Source organism: Mucilaginibacter gossypiicola, assembly GCF_900110105.1.
Lineage (GTDB): Bacteria > Bacteroidota > Bacteroidia > Sphingobacteriales > Sphingobacteriaceae > Mucilaginibacter > Mucilaginibacter gossypiicola.
The window spans coordinates 823106-843751 of record NZ_FOCL01000004.1 but is presented as its reverse complement, the minus strand read 5'-3'; the positions used below and the strand labels follow the sequence as shown (position 1 = coordinate 843751).

18 protein-coding genes are annotated in these 20646 nt (G+C 41.6%); 12 read left to right on the top strand and 6 right to left on the bottom strand.

Annotated features, from left to right (window positions below):
* Positions 1-25 precede the first annotated feature (25 nt).
* From BMX50_RS17100 to BMX50_RS17060, 9 genes are all read left to right on the top strand, one after another.
* Complete coding sequence (locus tag BMX50_RS17100) at positions 26-733, top strand: 3'-5' exonuclease (protein ID WP_091211734.1); 708 nt, start codon at positions 26-28, stop codon at positions 731-733.
* Positions 733-2430, top strand: a complete 1698-nt coding sequence (locus tag BMX50_RS17095) for an ABC transporter ATP-binding protein (RefSeq protein ID WP_091211733.1) — start codon at positions 733-735, stop codon at positions 2428-2430. The genes BMX50_RS17100 and BMX50_RS17095 overlap by 1 nt, the downstream gene beginning before the upstream one ends.
* 78 nt (positions 2431-2508) lie before the next feature.
* Positions 2509-4647 carry a ribonuclease R gene (gene rnr, locus BMX50_RS17090; protein WP_091211732.1) on the top strand — a complete coding sequence of 713 codons (2139 nt, stop codon included), beginning with the start codon at positions 2509-2511 and terminating at the stop codon, positions 4645-4647.
* A gap of 101 nt (positions 4648-4748) precedes the next feature.
* Positions 4749-5723, top strand: coding sequence for a polyprenyl synthetase family protein (locus BMX50_RS17085; protein ID WP_091211731.1), 975 nt, complete (start codon positions 4749-4751; stop codon positions 5721-5723).
* A gap of 13 nt (positions 5724-5736) precedes the next feature.
* The gene (locus BMX50_RS17080) at positions 5737-6126 is read left to right on the top strand and encodes an energy transducer TonB (RefSeq protein ID WP_091211730.1); all 390 of its coding nucleotides are present in this window, start codon (positions 5737-5739) and stop codon (positions 6124-6126) included.
* Positions 6127-6159: 33 nt separating this feature from the next.
* Positions 6160-6576: an energy transducer TonB gene (locus BMX50_RS17075; protein WP_091211729.1), complete on the top strand. Its 417-nt coding sequence runs from the start codon at positions 6160-6162 to the stop codon at positions 6574-6576.
* Positions 6577-6589: 13 nt separating this feature from the next.
* The gene (locus BMX50_RS17070; protein WP_091211728.1) at positions 6590-8182 is read left to right on the top strand and encodes a M1 family metallopeptidase; all 1593 of its coding nucleotides are present in this window, start codon (positions 6590-6592) and stop codon (positions 8180-8182) included.
* A gap of 58 nt (positions 8183-8240) precedes the next feature.
* A complete protein-coding gene (locus tag BMX50_RS17065; protein WP_167667976.1) occupies positions 8241-8633 on the top strand; it encodes an energy transducer TonB in 393 nt (130 codons plus the stop codon).
* Between the two features lie 202 nt (positions 8634-8835).
* On the top strand, positions 8836-9249 hold the full coding sequence (locus BMX50_RS17060) for an energy transducer TonB (protein ID WP_091211726.1): 414 nt from the start codon (positions 8836-8838) through the stop codon (positions 9247-9249).
* A gap of 66 nt (positions 9250-9315) precedes the next feature.
* On the opposite strand, the gene rpmA is transcribed toward BMX50_RS17060, so the two are convergent.
* The 4 genes from rpmA to BMX50_RS17040 form a co-directional block, all read right to left on the bottom strand.
* A complete protein-coding gene (rpmA, locus tag BMX50_RS17055; RefSeq protein ID WP_091211725.1) occupies positions 9316-9735 on the bottom strand; it encodes a 50S ribosomal protein L27 in 420 nt (139 codons plus the stop codon).
* A gap of 48 nt (positions 9736-9783) precedes the next feature.
* Positions 9784-10092 (bottom strand): 50S ribosomal protein L21, encoded by a 309-nt coding sequence (rplU, locus tag BMX50_RS17050; protein ID WP_091211724.1) that lies wholly within the window; start codon positions 10090-10092, stop codon positions 9784-9786.
* Positions 10093-10167: 75 nt separating this feature from the next.
* Entirely contained in the window at positions 10168-10674 is a 507-nt protein-coding gene (locus tag BMX50_RS17045; protein WP_208864731.1) for a hypothetical protein, read from the bottom strand.
* Between the two features lie 414 nt (positions 10675-11088).
* Positions 11089-12480: a dicarboxylate/amino acid:cation symporter gene (locus BMX50_RS17040; RefSeq protein WP_091211723.1), complete on the bottom strand. Its 1392-nt coding sequence runs from the start codon at positions 12478-12480 to the stop codon at positions 11089-11091.
* Positions 12481-12753: 273 nt separating this feature from the next.
* Here BMX50_RS17040 and BMX50_RS17035 point away from each other — a divergent pair, with 273 nt between their 5' ends.
* From BMX50_RS17035 to BMX50_RS17025, 3 genes are read left to right on the top strand one after another with little or no spacing between them, the layout of a single operon-like run.
* Positions 12754-13281, top strand: a complete 528-nt coding sequence (locus tag BMX50_RS17035) for a hypothetical protein (protein WP_091211722.1) — start codon at positions 12754-12756, stop codon at positions 13279-13281.
* Positions 13282-13322: 41 nt separating this feature from the next.
* Positions 13323-13820, top strand: coding sequence for an RNA polymerase sigma factor (locus BMX50_RS17030; RefSeq protein ID WP_090525007.1), 498 nt, complete (start codon positions 13323-13325; stop codon positions 13818-13820).
* Positions 13807-14397, top strand: a complete 591-nt coding sequence (locus tag BMX50_RS17025) for a hypothetical protein (protein ID WP_091211721.1) — start codon at positions 13807-13809, stop codon at positions 14395-14397. The genes BMX50_RS17030 and BMX50_RS17025 overlap by 14 nt, the downstream gene beginning before the upstream one ends.
* 228 nt (positions 14398-14625) lie before the next feature.
* Here BMX50_RS17025 and BMX50_RS17020 read toward each other — a convergent pair whose 3' ends face one another.
* Together BMX50_RS17020 and BMX50_RS17015 are read right to left on the bottom strand one after the other, a co-directional pair.
* Positions 14626-16983: a GAF domain-containing protein gene (locus BMX50_RS17020; protein ID WP_091211720.1), complete on the bottom strand. Its 2358-nt coding sequence runs from the start codon at positions 16981-16983 to the stop codon at positions 14626-14628.
* Between the two features lie 25 nt (positions 16984-17008).
* Positions 17009-20614 (bottom strand): BamA/TamA family outer membrane protein, encoded by a 3606-nt coding sequence (locus tag BMX50_RS17015; protein ID WP_091211719.1) that lies wholly within the window; start codon positions 20612-20614, stop codon positions 17009-17011.
* Positions 20615-20646 lie beyond the last annotated feature (32 nt).

Below are 20646 nucleotides of genomic sequence, written 5' to 3'. Positions count from 1 at the left end.
TCTTGCTTCCGTAATTTTTAACGGGATGCTTGAACAATACGACCTGCATAATATACTGGTAATTGATATTGAAACTGTACCCCAATACAGCAGTCACGAACAAGTGCCCGAAAATCTGCAGGTTTTATGGGACCTAAAAACCCGGCATCAGCGCAAAGACGAAGCTGCCGACACCCATTACGAGCGTGCCGGCATCTGGGCCGAATTTGGTAAAATAGTTTGCATTTCGGCCGGGATCTTTACTGCCGGCAAGAATATAGGCCTGCGGGTAAAATCTTTTGCATCACATGATGAAAAGGAATTGCTTACCAAATTTTGCAACCTGCTTTTCAGTCAGCCTGCTAACCTTATTTTATGTGCTCATAACGGTAAAGAATTTGACTTTCCCTATATCTGCCGAAGGTTATTGGTAAACGGCATGCCTTTTCCTCAGCAGTTACAAATAGCAGGTAAAAAACCCTGGGAAATTTCCCATTTGGATACCATGGAGCTGTGGAAGTTTGGTGATCATAAACACTATACCTCTTTAAATCTACTCAGCACTATTTTTAATATCCCTACCCCTAAAGACGATATCGACGGCAGCGATGTGGGGCGGGTTTACTGGCAGGAAAATCAATTAGAGCGAATTTGTGCTTACTGCCAAAAGGATGTGGTTGCCACAGCACAATTATTAAGGCGCTACAGGGGCGAAGAACTGATACCTGACGAATTTATAACCATAGTAGGCTAATGCTTCAAGTAACCGACCTGTCAGTTAGTTTTAAAAATGGCAAAAGCCAGTTTAGCGCGGTAAAAGGAATTTCTTTTACACTTAATAAGGGCGAAACTATTGGTATTGTAGGCGAATCGGGGTCTGGAAAGTCTGTTACTTCACTTGCATTGATGCGCTTGCTGAACGAAGATCAGGCTGCAATTGAAGGCTCGGTACTTTTAAACGGCGTATGCCTGTGCAAATTATCTGAAGATGAAATGCAGCATGTACGCGGCAACCAGGTGGCCATGATCTTCCAGGAACCGATGACATCGCTTAACCCGGTGCTCACCTGCGGCTTTCAGCTTACGGAGGCAATCAGGCTGCATTTGGGGGTGAGTAAAGCCGAAGCCAAACAAAAAACCATCAACCTGTTCAACGAAGTTCAACTACCCCGGCCCGAAGCGATATTTGATAGCTATCCTCATCAAATATCAGGCGGACAAAAACAAAGGGTAATGATTGCTATGGCTTTGGCCTGTAACCCGGAGATTTTGATTGCCGATGAGCCAACCACAGCGCTCGACGTTACCGTACAGAAAACAATTATTGAATTATTGCATAAGCTCAAAGCCGAACGGCACATGAGCCTGATCTTTATATCTCATGATTTGGGGGTGATCAAAGAAATTGCCGACCGGGTTTTGGTAATGTACAAAGGCGAAATTGTGGAGGAAGCTACGATAAATGATCTGTTTGCAAACCCTAAACATCCCTACACCAAGGGCTTACTGGCATGCCGCCCTTCGCCGCAACAGCATTTGAAAAAGCTACCTGTTGTAGCCGATTTCCTGAATGAAGATAAACCGGCATTAACCATCGAAAGCATCAGGGAATTATATCATTATCCGGATGTTGAAATTGCCGAAAGAAAACGAAAACTATATGAACAGCAGCCGCTGTTAAAGGCAGAGAAATTAAATACATGGTTCCCCACAGATACAGGACTCTTTAAACGAAAAGATCATGTTGTAAAAGCGGTAAACAATGTAAGCTTTGAAGTATATCCCGGCGAAACCTTAGGCCTCGTCGGCGAATCGGGCTGTGGCAAAACCACTTTAGGACGAAGCATCTTAAGGTTGATTGAACCTACATCGGGCAGAGTATCTTTTGAGGGTACCGATCTCCGTAAACTTAAAAAGGATGAGTTGCGACAGATCAGGAAGGATATCCAGATCATTTTTCAGGACCCTTATTCGTCATTAAACCCTAAACTCACCGTTGGGCAATCACTTATGGAACCCTTGCAAGTGCATCAGTTTTACAATAACGATGCTACCCGAAAACGTAAAGTAATTGAATTGCTTGAACGGGTTAACCTGCAACCCGCACATTTTAACCGCTATCCTCACGAGTTTTCGGGCGGTCAAAGGCAACGGATCGTAATAGCGAGGGCGTTAGCGCTTCAGCCTAAGTTTATCATTTGTGATGAATCGGTTTCGGCACTTGATGTATCGGTACAGGCCCAGGTGTTGAACCTCATCCGCGAACTGCAGGACGAACTTAAGCTTACCTACATTTTCATATCTCATGATCTGGCTGTAATCAAGCATATCTCCGACAGGATGATGGTGATGAACAAGGGCGAGATAGTAGAAACAGGCTATCCTGATGATATTTATTATCGCCCGAAGGAGGAATATACCAAAAGGCTGATAGCTTCGATACCCGGTTGATTAAAACAGCTTTATCCATCGATCTTAGGCCAGGAAGGGGTATACAAAATTCAGTATCTTTGATGCAAATACTATTCTATGTCTAAACGCAAGAAAAACAACTCTTCTATACACCAGGTACTTACCCAAATGGTACTTGATATATTTGAACAAAACGGCAATACGCCACTCAACTATAAACAGGTTTCTGCTAAATTAAACGTTCGCGATCCCGAATCGCGCGAGATCATCTACGATATTTTAAAGGACGAGGTTAAAAAATCCGTACTAAAAGAGATCGCTCCCGGCAAATTCCAGCTGCTCGAACTTAAAACTTTTATTGAAGGTGTGGTAGATCTTACCAACGATGGTTCGGCCTTTATCGTAACCGATGATGAATTTGAAAGCGATATTTTCATCGCTCCACGTAAACTGCGCACCGCCCTTAACGGCGACCGGGTAAAAGTTTATGTATATGCCAAAAGCAAGGGTAAGCATAAGGAAGGTGAGGTTATCGAGATCCTGCAGCGCGCTAAAATGGAGTTTACAGGTATTGTAAAACTGTCGGAGCGCTATGCATTCTTCATCCCCGATGACCGCAAGATGATGCACGATATCTTTATTCCTATCTCCGAATTGAACGGGGCTAAAAATGGCATTAAAGCTGTCGCTGAAATTACCGACTGGCCAACGGAGGCTAAAAACCCTATCGGCCGTATCAAGCATGTTTTAGGTGCTCAGGGTGAAAACGACACGGAGATGAACGCCATCCTTGCCGAGTATGGTTTTCCGCTGGCATTTCCTGCCGAAGTAGAACATGATGCTGAAGAAATTCCGGACGTGATCACGCCCGAAGAAATCTCTAAACGCCGTGATTTCCGCAACATTACAACTTTTACCATCGACCCGTTTGATGCCAAAGACTTTGACGATGCCCTATCCTATCGTGTACTGGAAAATGGCAACTACGAAGTGGGGGTTCATATCGCCGATGTATCACATTACATTATTCCAGATTCGGCTTTGGATAAAGAAGCTCTGGACCGGGCAACATCAGTATACCTTGTGGATAGGGTGATACCGATGCTTCCCGAAAGATTATCAAATGGGCTTTGCTCCCTTCGCCCTAAAGAAGAGAAGCTTTGCTTTTCGGCAGTGTTTGAGATGGATGAAAACGCCAATATCATTACCGAATGGTATGGCAAAACCATCATTTACTCCGACAGACGCTTTACCTACGAAGAAGTACAGGAAGTAATAGAAACCGGCGAGGGTGATTTTAAGGAAGAAATATTTAAGCTTAACGCACTGGCCTATAAACTGCGCGACCGCAAATTTAAAAACGGCGCCATCAGCTTTGAAACCACCGAGGTTAAATTTAAACTTGATGAAACCGGCAAGCCAATTGGCGTTTATGTGAAAGAACGTAAAGATGCCCACAAACTCATTGAAGATTTCATGCTGCTGGCCAACCGTAAAGTAGCTGAGCGGGTAAGCAAAATGGGCAAAGGAAAACATAAATATACATTTGTTTACCGTGTGCATGATTCGCCCAAACCCGACGCGCTGGCTAACTTTGCCCAGTTTGCAGCAAGGTTTGGTTATAAGATCAACACCAAATCTGACAAGGAAACAGCCAAATCCCTTAATTACCTGATGGAAGATGTGGAAGGTAAAAAAGAGCAGAACGTGTTAACACACCTCGCTATCCGCTCAATGGCCAAAGCTATTTATACAACCAAAAGCAGCAGTCATTACGGTTTGGCTTTTGATCACTACACGCACTTTACCTCGCCTATTCGTCGTTACCCGGATGTGATGGTACACAGGCTCCTGTTTCATTATTTAAATGGCGGTCAGTCGGCAAATGCCGAGTTTTATGAAAAACTATGTTCGCACAGTTCTTTAATGGAGAAAAAGGCTGCCGATGCAGAACGTTCATCAGTAAAATATAAACAAGCTGAGTATCTTCGCGACCAGGTTGGCAATACCTTTATGGGCATCATATCGGGGGTTACTGAATGGGGCATGTATGTAGAGATCATCGAAAACAAATGTGAAGGCATGATTCGCCTGCGCGATATTTCGGATGATTTTTATACTTTGGACGAAAAAAACTATGCCATCATCGGTCAGCGTAAAAAGAAGATCTATCAGCTGGGCGATGAAGTAAAGATCAAAGTAAAACAGGTTGACCTAACCAAAAAGCAGATAGATTTTTCACTGGTACAAGAATAATGAACCATGATTTACTTGATTATAAGATTGCTTGATCAAAAAACTTGCTAATCACATCAGGAAATCCTAAAATCGGGCAAATCAGGGTTCCCCCTAAATAAATGAAACAACTTACAGAGTTACAGTTACTAATAATTGATGCGGTAGGCAAATTAAGCTACCCGGCTTACCCGGCCGATTTGTACGAGCCGATAAGCTATATTTTATCTATTGGCGGCAAACGTATGCGCCCTGCCTTGCTCCTGCTGGCCTGCGATCTTTTTGGCGGTGACGTTGATAAAGCTATTGAGCCCGCACTGGCTATAGAAGTATTCCACAACTTCACGCTGATGCATGATGACATTATGGATAAAGCCCCTCTTCGCCGTGGCAAGGCAACCGTTCATGAAAAATGGAATGCCAATGTGGCTATCCTTTCGGGTGATGCGATGATGGTTGAAGCCAACCGCATGATGATGAAGGTTGATGACAACATTTTGCGCAGGGTACTTGATGTTTTCAATGATACCGCAACCGGTGTGTGCGAAGGTCAGCAGATTGACATGAGCTTTGAGCAACGCAACGACGTAAGTATTGAAGAGTATATCAACATGATCCGCCTTAAAACAGCAGTATTGCTGGGCGGCACTTTAAAAATAGGCTCTATTATTGGCGGAGCTGCTTTAACCGATGCCAATCTGATTGATGCCTTTGGCGTAAACCTGGGCATAGCCTTCCAGTTACAGGATGATATACTGGACGTGTACGGCGATCCTGAAAAGTTTGGCAAACAGGTTGGAGGTGATATCATCTCCAATAAAAAAACCTTTTTGCTTATCAGAGCCCTTGAGTTGGCTAAAGACACACAGATACAAACACTAAGTCATTGGCTAAGCGCAACCGAATTTGACAGCGCTGAAAAGGTTAAAGTGATAACTGATATTTACAATGAGCTTAATATCAGGCAACACGCAGAAGAAGCCATGCAAACTTATGCTGACAAAGCCTTTGCCGCCCTTGACTCCATTAACTTACCTGAAGATCATAAGCAGTACCTGCGCGATTTTGCCGATGGCTTGCTGGTGAGGGAGAATTAATTTATATTTAAGGATGAAGAAACTTTTACCCATCCTTATCATCCTGATCTGTTCAATAAACGCCAACGCCCAAAAACTTACGCCGCCACACTTTCGTGGTGGCAATAACGCTTTTCATGAATTTTTGAACAAAAACTTAAAATGGCCTGAAAGTGTTAGTGGAGGAGAAGGCATTGTTACCATAAGCTTTTTTGTTGAAAGCGATGGCCGTTTAACCGATGTAAAAGTGGTTAAAGGCATGAGTGATCCATTTAACAAAGAGGCGTTACGGGTAATTAAGCTTTCAGAAAGATGGATACCGGCTATGCGCGATGGTCATTTTATCAAATCAAAATACACCGTACCAATACAATTTTTCACCATGCAGGCAGTGCAGGTTTTAGATAGTACAAAAGTTAATTGACCGTTAGTGTAAATTTCACTTAAGGAAAATTAGATGAAGAAAATTTTACTTACGGCAATTTTCATGCTGGGTACCATTGCTGCAAAAGCTCAAACAACTGATATAAATACTTTTAAGAAGTCTGTACTTATAAAAACACAACCAGAATTTCCCGGTGGAAATAAAGCCTTAAGCCAATTTTTAACAAAAAACTTGAGATTTCCACCTGACGATGGCACCGACTATGCAACTACTGTCTTTGTGTCTTTCGTAGTGAAAAAAGATGGAAGGCTAACTAATATTAAAGCGTTAAATATCAAATCTTTAAAGAACATCTGTCCTAAATGCAAGGATGAAGCACTGAGAGTTATCAAACTTTCACCAAATTGGCTTCCTGAAAAACTGGACGGGAAGGCAGTAAGCTCAAAATATGTAATACCTATAAGATTTGATCTATACGACGCCAGATAAACGAAGCATTAAAATGAAAAACAGCCTATTAATTATAACAATGCTGCTTTTTGCAGCTTTTACAAATGCCCAAACCTTAACCTCAGGCGGAAAATTGAAACCGGAACAGGCCATCATGGATGTGCGGCATTATACCATTTCACTTGCCGTCGACCCCGTACAGAAAACTATTGATGGTTTTACCACCATTGATGTGATCATGGCCCAGCCAACTAAAGTTTTACTTTTTGATCTGTTGGATTCATTACGCATCAGCAAAGTTTTGGTAAATGGCAAACAGGAACCATTTGAATATAAGAACAACCTTATTACCATTAACCCCTCTAAAGAATTGCCCGCCGGCAAAGTAAGTGTAAAGGTAATTTACGGGGGCAAACCCCATGTTGCCCGCCATCCGCCATGGGATGATGGCTTTATTTGGACCCGTGACTCAACAGGACATCAATGGATGGCTATTACCGCCGAAGGTACAGGCGGCAAATTATATTTCCCTTGTAAAGATCATCCATCCGACGAACCAAACGAGGGTGTAGATATGTTCATCACTGTCCCTAAAGATTTGGTGGTTGCCGGACCGGGATTATTAAAAGGTATTACTAAGCAGAAGGGAACAGCAACATTCCATTGGCAAACCAAATATACCATCAACAATTATAGTATACTGTTTAATGCCGGTGATTATACCGTTGTGACCCGTCCGTACACAACCGTTGACGGGCACCAGGTTCCCATCCAGTTTTATGTATTAAAGGAACATGCCGCCAAAGCCGAACATCACCTGGATATTTTTGTAAAAACTATCAAAGAACAGGAGAAATACTTTGGCGAATATCCCTGGGCAAAAGAAAAGATAGGCATTGTTGAAACCCCTCACCTGGGTATGGAGCATCAAACAATGAATGCTTATGGCGCCAAATTTAAATATACCAAAGTCGGCGGTGAAGATTATGACGGCCTGATGCACCACGAGTTTGGTCACGAATGGTGGGGTAATAAAGTAACTGCTAAAGATTGGGCCGATTACTGGATCCACGAAGGCATTTGTACCTATGGCGACGCACTGTATGTAAGGGAATTTGAAGGCGAGAAAGCTTATATCAAATTCTTCCAAAATTCAGCACTCTCATTCGGCAATAAAATCCCGCTTGTTATCGGGAAAGATATTGATGAAGAATCAGCATACAACGGTGATATTTATGCCAAAGGCGCATTTTTTATGCACACACTCAGGTATATTATGGGCGATAGCACCTTCTTCCCTGCCCTTAAAGGTTTCGTTACCGATCCGCGTTATACTTACAGCAATTTGGCAAGTACCGATGATGTGATGCAGTATTTCAGCAAGGCTGCGGGTCAGGATTTGAAGCCGTTATTCGATCTGTATATCTATTCTATTAATAAACTGGAAGTGCACATAAAAGCCCAGCGAGGCGATAAATACCAGGTTCAGTTGTTAAACATTGATATGCCATTGCCAATTGATATCACGGTAGATGGTATTACTAAACGGTATACACTTGATAAAAAGGGCATCACAATACCCAGCAAGACAATGCCGGTTATTGATCCGGATACCTATTATTTGAAGAAACTGATTATTGAATAAAATAAAGTTCTACTATCTCAAGATGAAACATGTCCTACTTATCACATTTCTATTTGTAATGTTATTATCCACCGTTAAAGCGCAAACAGCGAAGATAGACACCTCTGTTTATACTGAGGTTGAACAACTTCCGGAATTTCCTGGTGGTGCTAAAAAACTTAAAGAGTATATATCGAATATTATAAAAAAGGCCTCGCTTAAAGACCAGCCTTCAGGATTAGTTATTATTACCTTCGTTATAGAAAGGAATGGCAGTGTAACCAATACCCATGTAACCAAAGAATTAACTGCTGAAACTGATTCGCTTGCCGTCGACATAGTAAAAAGAAGCCCTAAATGGAAACCAGCTCAGCAAAATGGCCAAACCGTACGTTGTCTGTACTCTGTACCGGTATCATTTGGAAAGGGTAACGATATGCCGGTTGCTGTAAAAGAGATAAAAGAGCGATAATTTCAAATATTATATTTGGCGCAAGTGTTGTGCGGCGATTACGGGAATGAATATTTTGTACCTATCCAATAAAGCACAAGTCTCCCACCACACATTTCTCCGCTCAAGACTTGCGCTGAAGAGCATATCAATAACAAGCAAAAACATGCCGATTATCAACCCAGATACTTATTATGTAAAGAAATTGATCATTGAATAATCTATGAAGTACCTGTCTGTATTTGGCTTGATTATTCTTCCTTTTTTTGTTTTTGCCCAAAGCAAAACAAAAAAAGGAAGAATCAAACCTGATACAACTGTTTATACGAAAGTTGACGAGATACCTGAGTTTCCCGGAGGATTAGAAAAATTGGGTGCTTATCTTTCAAAGATGAAAATGCCAGCCTTAGATACAACTGAAAATACCCAGGGCCGGGTTATCATACAAATGATTGTAGAAAAGGACGGAAGTTTGACCCATGTTAAAGCAATTCGTGGCGGAAATAGCGCAATGGACAAGGCTTATATCGAATATATCGGCCGTTCGCCTAAATGGAAACCTGGCCTCATTCATGGCAAACCAGTCAGGGTAGTATATAGTATACCTATAACCGTTTGCTTCTCATCTAATGAATAACCTCAAAACAAAAAATCCCGATCAAAACTGACCGGGATTTTTTATATCCTAATATTTGTTAACTGATTACTCAGCTACAGTTTCTTCAGCAGCATCAGCAGCTTCTTCTTTTTTAGCTTTTGGTGCAGCAGCTTTCTTTGCTTTTGGAGCCTCTTCAGCAGCAGGAACTTCAACAGCTACAGCGGCTTTTTTAGCTTTTGGTGCAGGTGCAGCTACTTCTTCAACTTCAGCCTCAAACGGAACTACTGAAACGTATGAACGGTTATCAGCTTTCTTTTTGAAAACTACAATACCTTCAGCCAGTGCAAATAAAGTATGATCTTTACCAAGACCAACGTTTAAGCCTGGGTTGTGTTTAGTACCACGCTGACGTACAATGATGTTACCTGCAATTGCTGGCTGACCACCGAAAATCTTGATACCTAAACGTTTGCTATGTGACTCACGACCGTTTCTGGAACTACCGGCCCCTTTTTTATGTGCCATTTCTTATATTTTTATGGAATTGCAGAACAACTCCGGTTTAACCTTTAATTATAATGTAATACCGGTGATCTCAATTTTGGTAAATTGCTGACGGTGACCGTTTTTCTTTTTGTAACCTTTTCTTCTTTTCTTTTTGAAGATAATTACTTTATCACCTTTTAAATGTGACACGATCTTAGCCGATACCTTAGCGCCTTTCAAATCAGAACCTAATTTGAATTTACCTTCGTTTTCTGCTAACAATACACTGTCAAATTCAATATTAGCGCCTTCATCGCCTTGTAGCCTGTGTACAAAGATCTGCTGGTCTTTAGCAACTTTAAATTGCTGTCCTGCTATACTTACTATTGCGTACATGTTTGTTAAATATTGTTTTAAATTTCGAGGTGCAAATATAGGGATTGATTATTTAATAAACAACATCCCAATATTTTATTTTTTACCGCGATCTTCAACATCAGTGAGTTTCTTCTTTATCTCGTCTATCAACCGCTGATTGGCATCAATCAGTTTAGGGTTACCAAAATAATCGCTATCGAAAATCACGCGCTTGGTTTTTTCCTTGTATTTAAACTCAATGATATACCTAACAGCTTTTTTTGAAGCCGTGGCCGATGTATCACCAATTTCTTTCGACGGAAAATCCCAAAAACCGAGGTCAGCAGCCTTGCGGTGCAGGTATAGCAGATCATCCTTGGTTAAACGCAAATGCTCTTTCACCAGCGAATCACGTTTGTCGAGGTACTGAAACATGCCGGTATGCGAGTCATATTTATTAACAAGGCTATCCTTATAACCATATTGAAAACTGATCGATTCGAAATCAACGAAACGGTAAGGTGCATTCTTGATCATCATACCATAATAATAAACGCAGTACAGTATAAACGGTACCACAACAGTCATGATCAGGAATACTTTTTTTAAACGGGGAGACATGTATAATTATTGAATTAGTGGGTTATTGAATTTGTGAAATTATTTTTCCATTATGTCATTGCGAGGTACGAAGCAATCGCGAACCATACAGAGTGACTCTGTTTATCAGGGCTCATTAATAGCTATAATTGATTTATAGATATTATGAGCCCTCTTTGGTCGATTGTCTATGTTCTTTATAACGACGTAGTTGTAAGTTATTGATTATTATTTCTATTTATAAATGTGGGCGTTACCTGCGGCCCGGGCTTTCCGTTACAAGTCCTCGCTTTTCTTGCCCGCATCCCTGCGCACGCTGTGGGCTTTACACTGCAATCCCTAACGCGGCCTTTGCACTATCCCTAAAATGTATTTTATACGGCATCACTGCTTTTTCAAGGTTTCCCCTGATAATTACCAGCGATAACGCTTGTTTTATTCTCTTATTATTTGAGTACCAACCTCTTCACCTTCCCACTTGCTTACTACCGCCGTAGCCATTGCATTACCAAGCACATTAGTAGCAGAACGGCCCATGTCAAGTAACGGATCAATACCAATCAGCAAAAACAAGCCAGCCTCCGGGATATTAAACATAGCCAGCGTACCTGCGATAACCACCAGCGAAGCCCTCGGTACACCGGCCACACCTTTACTGGTAAGCATCAGCACCAATAACATTGATAACTGGTGCCCGAATGAAAGATGAATATCATATGATTGCGCCAGGAATAATGATGCAAATGTCATGTACATCATGGAACCATCCAAATTAAATGAATAGCCCAATGGCAATACAAAGCTCACTATTTTATTACTGCAGCCAAATTTCTCCAGTTCTTCCAATACTTTAGGGTATGCCGCTTCACTTGTTGATGTACTGAATGCTATCAGCATGGCATCTTTAATACTGTTAAGCAGCCTGAATACCGGTTTTCTTAATACAATATACCCAGCCAATATAATTACCGACCAAAGTACGATCAGCGAAAAATAAAACTCACTGATAAAAATGCCATAGGTTGAAAGTACGCCTATTCCCTGCTTGGCCACTACGGCAGTTATGGCGCCAAATACAGCCAAAGGGGCCATTTTCATTACATAACCGGTAATCTTCATGATCACGTGGGCAAAGGCATCCATCGCTTTGATCACTATTTTACCCTGCTCGCCTATTGCAGCGGTAGCTACGCCAAAAAACAAAGAAAACACAACAATCTGCAGTATCTCGTTATTGGCCATCGCCTCTATAAAGCTTTTGGGGAAAACGTGACCAACAAACTCTGTTAATGACAATGCCGTTTTTTTGATACCTGTACTTAAATGACTATCAGGGAGCGGCAGGTGCATGGTTTTACCCGGCTCAAACAGGTTAACCAGCAGCATTCCTAATAATAAGGATACCAGTGTTGCGCTGATGAACCAAAGCATAGTTTTACCGCCAATCCTGCCAACGGCCTTGATATCCCCTACCTTGGCTACTCCTACCACCAGTGTGGTGAACACCAATGGGGCAACGATCATTTTAATGAGGTTAAGGAAAATCTTGCTCAGGATATTGTAAAGTTCAAGTTTATCTTCCCGTGCATCTGTAGCCTGGCTTTGAAGTTTTACCTGGGCTATTCTTTGCAGTTTAAGATCTTTATAGGCTGATACGGTAGTATCGGATAATGCTTCTATACTTTTGTCGATGCTTTTAATAGTTGCACCGGCAGTGCTAAGCTGTTTATTGAGATCTGCAAAAACATAAGTGTTATAAATATAACCGGCTATCACACCCAATACCAGTGCGATAAAAATGAAGAGCGTCAGTCTGCTTTTTTTCATTTAATTTAATAAGCCTGCAAAACTACAAAATTTACGGGCGGTTTAAACAGGCAACGGAATATTCTATTTTATGATTAAGTTAAATGAAGAAACAAAATTATCGCCTCAAAGAAGTCGTGTTGTAATTTCTCCACTAATTATTTCGAATTAAAACGAAATGCACGAATAGTAGTCCCGTCTGCATTCGTGTAATTCGTTTTAATTTTATTGAACTGCAAAGTCATTCGTGAAAGAATATTTAAACAATTAGTAATTTGCCCGCTTATTTACAACATGAGTACCACAACCTACGGATTACAGCATATAAAAAAAGAAATTCAGCACCTGCCTAATGAGCAGCTGGCCGAATTAATGCTGCGCCTGGCCCGGTACAAAAAAGAAAATAAGGAATTACTGGCCTACCTGCTTTTTGAGGCCCATGATGAAGCTGCCTTTGTTGAAAAGGTAAAGGCCGAAGCCGGGTTCATGTTCAGTCAGCTATCGTCATTGAGCTACAACGCTGCAAAAGGCATGCGTAAAATACTGAGACTGTTAAGTAAGTACACTAAATTCATGGCCTCAAAAGGTGCCGAGATCGAATTACTGATCAATTTTTGCGAAAATTACGTCGAATATGCCGACAGACGCACATCATATAAACCTTTAAGGCTGATATTAACAAGGCAGGTTGAAAAGATCCGTGGGTTGATCAATAAACTCCATGAAGACTTACAATTTGATTACCAGGACAGTTACAATAAATTAATAAGCGATGCCGAGAGCAAGCTGGGTTGGTTTAAAAAGAATGATCATTTGTTGTAACATACAAAGCTTAACATCGTCTAAATATAAAATTAACTGAAGTGGCCAACAAAGAAGCAGCATTCAAGCAGATATATGAAGCTAATTCTAAAAAGATATTCCATCTGTGCTATGGTTATACCGGCGATGACGATGCCGCCAACGACCTGTTACAGGAAACCTTTTTAAAGGTTTGGCAAAATTTAGAGAAATTCCGTAACCAGGCTATGATATCAACCTGGATTTACCGCATTGCTGTAAATACCTGTTTAACCTATTTGCGCTCGGAAAAACGCCAGGCCAAAGACGAACTTACACCACAATTAGCTGAAACAAAACGCGAGGAACTATCGGATAAAAACGAGCAGGTTGCTTTGCTCTATAAATGTATTTCAAAACTGGAAGAATCGGAAAGGATTATTATAACCATGGTACTTGATGAGGTACCGTACCCCGAAATTGCTGAAATTTCGGGTATATCAGAGGGGAATTTGAGGGTGAAAATTTATCGTATTAAACAAAAATTAACGGAGTTATATAACCAGTATGAAAGACTTTGATCATTTGATGTCGGTTTGGCAGGGACAGCCAAAACCAGATCAGCTTTCGGTGGATGAAGTACTGAAGCAGGTAAAGAAGGGAATCCGCAGCATAACTACTAAGTTGTACCGGACTATAGTGGCCATGGTGGTCATCGCGGCATTCGCGTTTATTGTTACATTTTTTCTGGCGTTTAAATCAACTGTAACTACAGTAGGTATTTTAATAGTATTGGTTACTATGCTCATGTACCTCTCTTTAATTTTGAGGCACTACCATATCCTGAGCAAACAGGATGCTACATTAAATCCAACCGAATATTTGCACAGCCTTAAAGAGTATCAAAAAAGCCGGTCGAAGGTAATAGGTTGGTTTTATTATATCTATATACTCATGATAAGCGCAGGGCTGGCCATGTACTTTGTCGAGGTACTTGAACACTCATCATTAGCATTTAAACTGGTAACTTATAGCTCAATTGTTGTATGGTTTCTGTTCACTACGTTTTATTTAAAACCACGTATGTTTAAAAACGAAGAGGAAAAACTAAACCTAATGATAGACAGACTGGTACGCCTGCAGGAACAGTTTGATTAAACAATGATCTCAGCAACTGCTACAATAAAAAACTGACATTGGCAAATGCTGATGTGTTACCACCCTGTTTATTGATAGAGAAAGCGATCTTATTAAGCTAAAAGCCCAAAGCATAGGGCTTTTAGCTTCTGCACATATTAATTTCTTTTCGCTTTATGCTTTCAGTCTTACGCTTTTAGCTCTACTTGTTTCTTTTCGCTTTGGGCTTTCAGCCTTAAGCTTTCAGCTTCATTTGTTCAATAACGGCAACTGGTAATTAACCCCAACCCTTAATGCCTTTAAGCCGGTAACCCCCTGCAATTCTTCCAGTTCAAGATATTCCAGATCATCAAGCAAATAGCCCTGCACTTGCAGGTACCTGATGTATTCGTCATATTCAGCAGCTTCGGTTGGGTTAAAATAAACCATTGCTATTTTGCCGGGCTGGGTAAGGCGTTCAAACGTACCTGCTATCAAAACCTTGTCAATACGTTTTTTGATCACCTCGTAACGGATATTGTAAGCCCCCTCAACATCAAAACGCCTTTCATCATTCCTGAAACTGATATCTATGGCATTTGAATGTATGAATATCAAATGCGTAGTCTGCAACGGGCGCGAAAGCTGATCTCCAAGATCATGCGTCATCCGGGCAATTTCGGCCATCGACCTTAGTTGCCACAAACGAATATTTTTAAGGTACAGCGTATCGAAAACACGTTGAGGCGCTATTGATTGTCCAATGTAAATATCATACTCAATCCCATCAGTTCTGAACTTTTCAAAATAACATGGGAATGATTCCTGTACTTCGGTCTGAGCCTGCTCCAGGTATTGATTAATGGAAGTATTGATTAGTTGCATGGATGTTTCGAGATTGCGCCTGTGCTCAAATGAAGCACCGGTTTCTTCGTTCATCGCGTCGAAATACTTATCAATTGTTTCTCTTTCGGCAGGATAATTATTTCTGAAATGTTCCAGAAACGGATTAACCTCATTATGCAGAAAGGTGTCCAGCATCAACTCATCGTTGGTAGTAATGTAGCCGCTGATGCGTTCAAGCCACTCCTCGCATTTAGATACCAGCTTCCCGGTAAGGCTTAAATGAATATGTTCATTTAAAACCTGCAGGGTCTCAATCAGTATGCTAAGCAAGCTTTTTAAATCCTCCTGCAGCGCACTGTTTCGCTCAACTGTAGAATTACGGATGTCAATTGCACCAAACAATGGGTAAACATGACTGAATGATACCGTTTCAATTTCCGGACTCTTTTTCTTCTTTCTTTTTTCTTTAAGATAGTTCCACGCTACCTCATTAAACTTCCATTGAACAGATGGTTGCAACGAGGTAAATTTATGCTTGATAACCCCTGCAATGCGTGCCTCAAACTGATCGATGCTGTTTTGAAGCAACTGCGCTATGAGCGGAATGGTGGCCTGTAATTTTGAAAGCAATTTCTCATAAAAAACAATTTCCTTATAAGAATACACTTCCATTATACCCACATTCTTCTTGTTATAATACACCGGAAAAATGCCGTACGATTTAATACCTGCTTGTTTCAAAACCTGTAAAAAGGGGAATTTACCTATCTTATCGTCGGTTATGGAATTGAAAAAGATAGGCCTGGGGTTTTGGTTGTAATCTTCAACAACAGCATCAAAAGTCTCTTCAGCAAGATTGAAATCTTTGGCAGCTTTAAGCAGAATACTCCTGGAGCATTCGTCGTTGTCAAATATAGGCTCGTTATTGATAGTTAAAAAAGGCATCAGCCCAAACTCAATACCCGGGCTTTCGGCGAGAGATTTAAGCGAACTGATGATGTGGGCATACTGCTCCTCTTCATTTGCCGAATGATTTACCAACTCAGTACGGATACTATCAAGCGCGTGGGTTAGCGTTACATCTGTTAATGTAATTATTGAGAATCCTTTAAATTTAAAAATATTAAGCGGTATTGCCTTTTCAATTAACTCGAGGCTGGTGTGTGAATGTAAATAGGGTTCAATAGTATCAAAACTAAGTTCGGGCAATTCGCCATTCAATTCAATCTCTACAAAACGGGCATCAGTTTGAATATTAAAATATCGCGAAAGGCCTGTTTCGGGATCCTGGTATGAAAACAGCAATTCATTTTTCATTGCTGATGAAAAGCCATACATCCGCTCAAGGATCAGGTTGTAAATAAACCGTTTTTGCCTGTCGCTGAACATTTCGTTCTTGGATACATTCAGCGTATATAAATTGGAATGGTGGCTTGAGTGAAATTCATAAAAAGCCTCGGTACTGAAAAAGATCTTATCAGGTACCGGTGTGCTCAGTGCCCAGTGAAATTCCTTTTCGTTGGCTATTGGCGGTGTGAGTATGGAGTAAATGAGCTCCAGCATTTCCCGGTATTTTTCGGCATCGGTTGGCCGCATATCCAGGTCAATACATATATCATGCTCAAAACGCTCCAAAACATAGCGATAGAACTCGCTCTTGAGCGTTTTTTCGGTAGCAATCCGTTCTTTTAAATGCGCAACGAACGGGTTAAATGTCAGGCATGTTTCAACCTGGCAAATAGTGCATTCGTTTTTGCTTATATTGAGTACTTCTGTGTGCATTTTTAAATTACAATTTCACCCTTTATTAAAATCTGAAACTGGTTGAAAGATAAGGGTACCATCCTTCTTCAGAGTAAGCGGCAACCACTTTAATGACTGCCAGTCGTGCAGGCGCTACATAAAAACCTGCTCCGGTGCCGTTGTGCCATTTATCTGAGCTTTGCCCGTTTTCCCAAACCCGGCCTATATCATAAAATCCGATAACACCTATCTGGCCGGGAACTATATAACTTGCAAAATCGCTCAATTTTATCCTCAGCTCCAGGTTATTATAAAAACTGTGCTGACCGGCAAACCTATAAAGCCTGTAACCTAATAAATTATCCTGCCCCCCTAAAAACAACGATTGATAAAAGGCCGTTTTGCCAATGGTGATACCGCCACCTACCCTATCGGCTAAAACAATAGTGCTTTTAGCGTTCAGGCTTTTATATAAAGCAACCTGGGGTATAAGCTGAGCAAAACTTGTGGAGTTGTTATTTAAACCGTTAAACTCCTGTAGTTTGATATTAATAAAGCTTCCCCACGCCGGGAGCACCTTGTCATTCCGTTTATCGTTGATAAAATTAACAACTACACCAGCATGTATTTTTGTTTTATCAAAGGTATAACTGTCGGGCGCATTTGTCAGTAACGGATATGTAATAAATCGGCCTGTATTGTCATCAATATTTAATTTATAGTACTGAAACGCAGGGCCTACGGTTACAGAAGTACCCGATTCATTGCGCCACCTGAAAGCCGGACTAAACGTAAGATTAGTGAAGCGAGTACGATGATATTTACGATAGTCGCCAATCTTAATAAATGGTGTCTCGTTACCTCTGCCAAAAAAGTTGATATTGTCCGGATAGTCAAACTGGACATTCATTAAATAATCAGCTTTACCAAAAGCATGGATCCACTCACCGCTGTAACTAAATTTGAAAGCCTTTGTACTAAACGAGTGACTGGCAAATACCGTTTGCACATCGTTATAAGGCAATTTTTGAAAGCCTTCCTGGTGTGTGTATTTAAAACCAGCACCAAGCAGTACACCTTCATCCGGGTTATAAGAGATATTGGCCAGCGGTGCTATTACATTCATAAGGTTAACCCGCAGAAATGAGGTATTGGCACTATCCTTACTGATATGTTTGTTAACGCTTGATTCGTCGCCGGTTATGTTCAACTTTTTGCCACGGTCATAAAGCTGTACCGTGTTACGCGATTTTACAATATTGTACGTTTTAGTCCCTGTACTATCAATAAACCGCAGTTTTATTGGCGAAGTAGCGTTATCAAGCACCACCTTGTCATCACCACCGCCAACATAAATACGAAGCTCTTTGGTAATATCCGGGTGATAACTCTGGTTCATAAGGGTATCCTTAACCTCACCATTTTTATTGATCTTATTAATTACTACATTCAGGCTGCCATTAGGTTCATCCTTTACCGTTACCAGCTCATTTTTATTTGAGGCATGGATATCAACTATTTTATTTATGAACTTGTAGTAATACTCCATTTCCGCCGGGATATTAGCGCGGCGTTCTTTCAATTGTTTCAGCAATACATCATGCCTTAGTTTATATGATGATTCGGGCAGGCGCCTTAAACCGGCTTCCAGCACCTCATCCGTTTCGGCAGCAACAAAATCATCGACAATTTTTGTCCATTGCTCATGACTGTATTGTACCGACGGCCATCGTTGCATAAACATGGTTTTCCATAAGGAATATTTTACGCTGTAAATTTCACCGCTAAAACCCTGCAGGTTCGGCGCGATCCATGGCTGCGCTGCTATGGTTGGCAATACTCCCTGGTTGGTGTAAAATACCTGGTCGCGGTCGCGCGGGACGGCAGTATAAAATTTACCTTTCCCTTTATCCTCATCGCGCCAGCGCCATTGATCGCCATGCCTGTCCCAGTCGCCAATGAGCAGATCGAGCAGACGGGCACGTAGAAACTCTTCGCCATCTACGGTATTATCATTGTCCTCCAGCATCTTGCCTATCATTTTTACGGTATTGTCAGATTTGCCACCCGGTTCGCGCTCTTCAAGCAAACAAACTTTATTAGCAAAAATATGGGCATACTGGCCTAAAACAGGATCGGGCGAAACCACACCGATTATCGGATTGGCATGCGGCACACGGGCGGCAGTAGCCAGCGGCGGCACAATCAAAGCCGAGAACGGATGCTGGGCACTCATGGCATCGTTAACCCAGTCTTTGGCAAATGTTTCCTGAAATTCATCGGGCAGGATCTTTTCCGGTTGTTTCTCTACGCTACGTAACACCCATTCCTTCCCATCCTTATCAATTAAACGAAGTGAGTGGGTTTGGAAACCACCGCCAATACTTTCGGCTTTTAAACCGCCATGAATTTCTGATAGCCTGATCACCGGCAGCTTAGTTTCGGCGGCCCACTCCTTGCGGTAGTTTTCGCCAAACCATCGGCGGTGAAAGTTGCTTACGCTATCATATTTAGGGTGTACCCTAACCATGATGCTGTCGGCCTTAATAGGTGTATGCAGCGTATCAGGAACATTTTTTACCGAGGTATAAGGTTGGGTATAGGCAAACACCTGCTTAACACCTTGCTCGCTATCAATATAATAAGTAAAACGCATCCGTTTATCTATCAACAGATCGGCAATAACGTAGCCCTGCGTAGCATCGGCAAAAAGCGAGTATCTGCCTTTGATGGCATAGGTTTGCTTAGCTCCCGCTCCGCTAACCACCTGTACCTGTTTACTTTTGATAAACTGCAGACCATGTTCATGCCCTGCCACGTGAATCAGGTTTGGAAAACTGCCAAAAACTGCATCCACTTTTCTGATCATCTCTTTGTATAGCGGATGTCCCAAATCTTCGGGGTTTGAAAATGTGGAGCGCAAAAACGGGTAAAGCGACCCGATAACCGGCAGCGGTACCCAAAGATCTTTGTTAACCACCGTAAGCGGGAAAATATGATCCTTAAGCGAAAAATACCCGCCATGCGTACCATAACTCTGGAACGGGTGATGCGATGCCAGAATGATCACCTTGTCTTTGTTACGTTCAAAAATCAGCTTGATCTTATCGGCAATATCATCTTTGTTTTTGCAATCGCACTCGGCACCGGGGTTACTTTTATTGAATGGATATAACCACCATTCGCTGTCAAAGGCTATTACTGTAAGTTCATTGGTAAGATTAATCTCAACCGGATCAGGGCAGCCATTTTCAGGCACCATTTTAAGCAGTTTATCGCCCTGCTGATCAAGGTACGCCCACTGTCGCTTTATTTTGGCTAAGCCAAGCGGGCCCATCTTATCCCAGTCGTGATTACCGGGTAAAAAGTAAACAGGCGCACCGGCAGTCCGCATAGGCTGGTATTGCGATTGCAGGATTTTTTGAGTTTGGGCTTCTTCCGGGCTGCCGGGCAGCCCCATACCGCGTGGATAGATGTTATCGCCCAGATAAAATACCGAAGTTTTATTTTTGAGCACATTCGCGGCCGCATGTTTTAAAACGGCACTTTGCTGCATATCTATTTCGCCGGCATCTCCAATAAGGATCATCCTGTACTGCACCGAATCCTGGGCCTGGGTTTTTAGCATGCCCAATAGTAAAACAAACAACAAGGGTAGTTTTTTAATCATGAGGTTTGGTTGAGATGTATTGTAGTATTTGT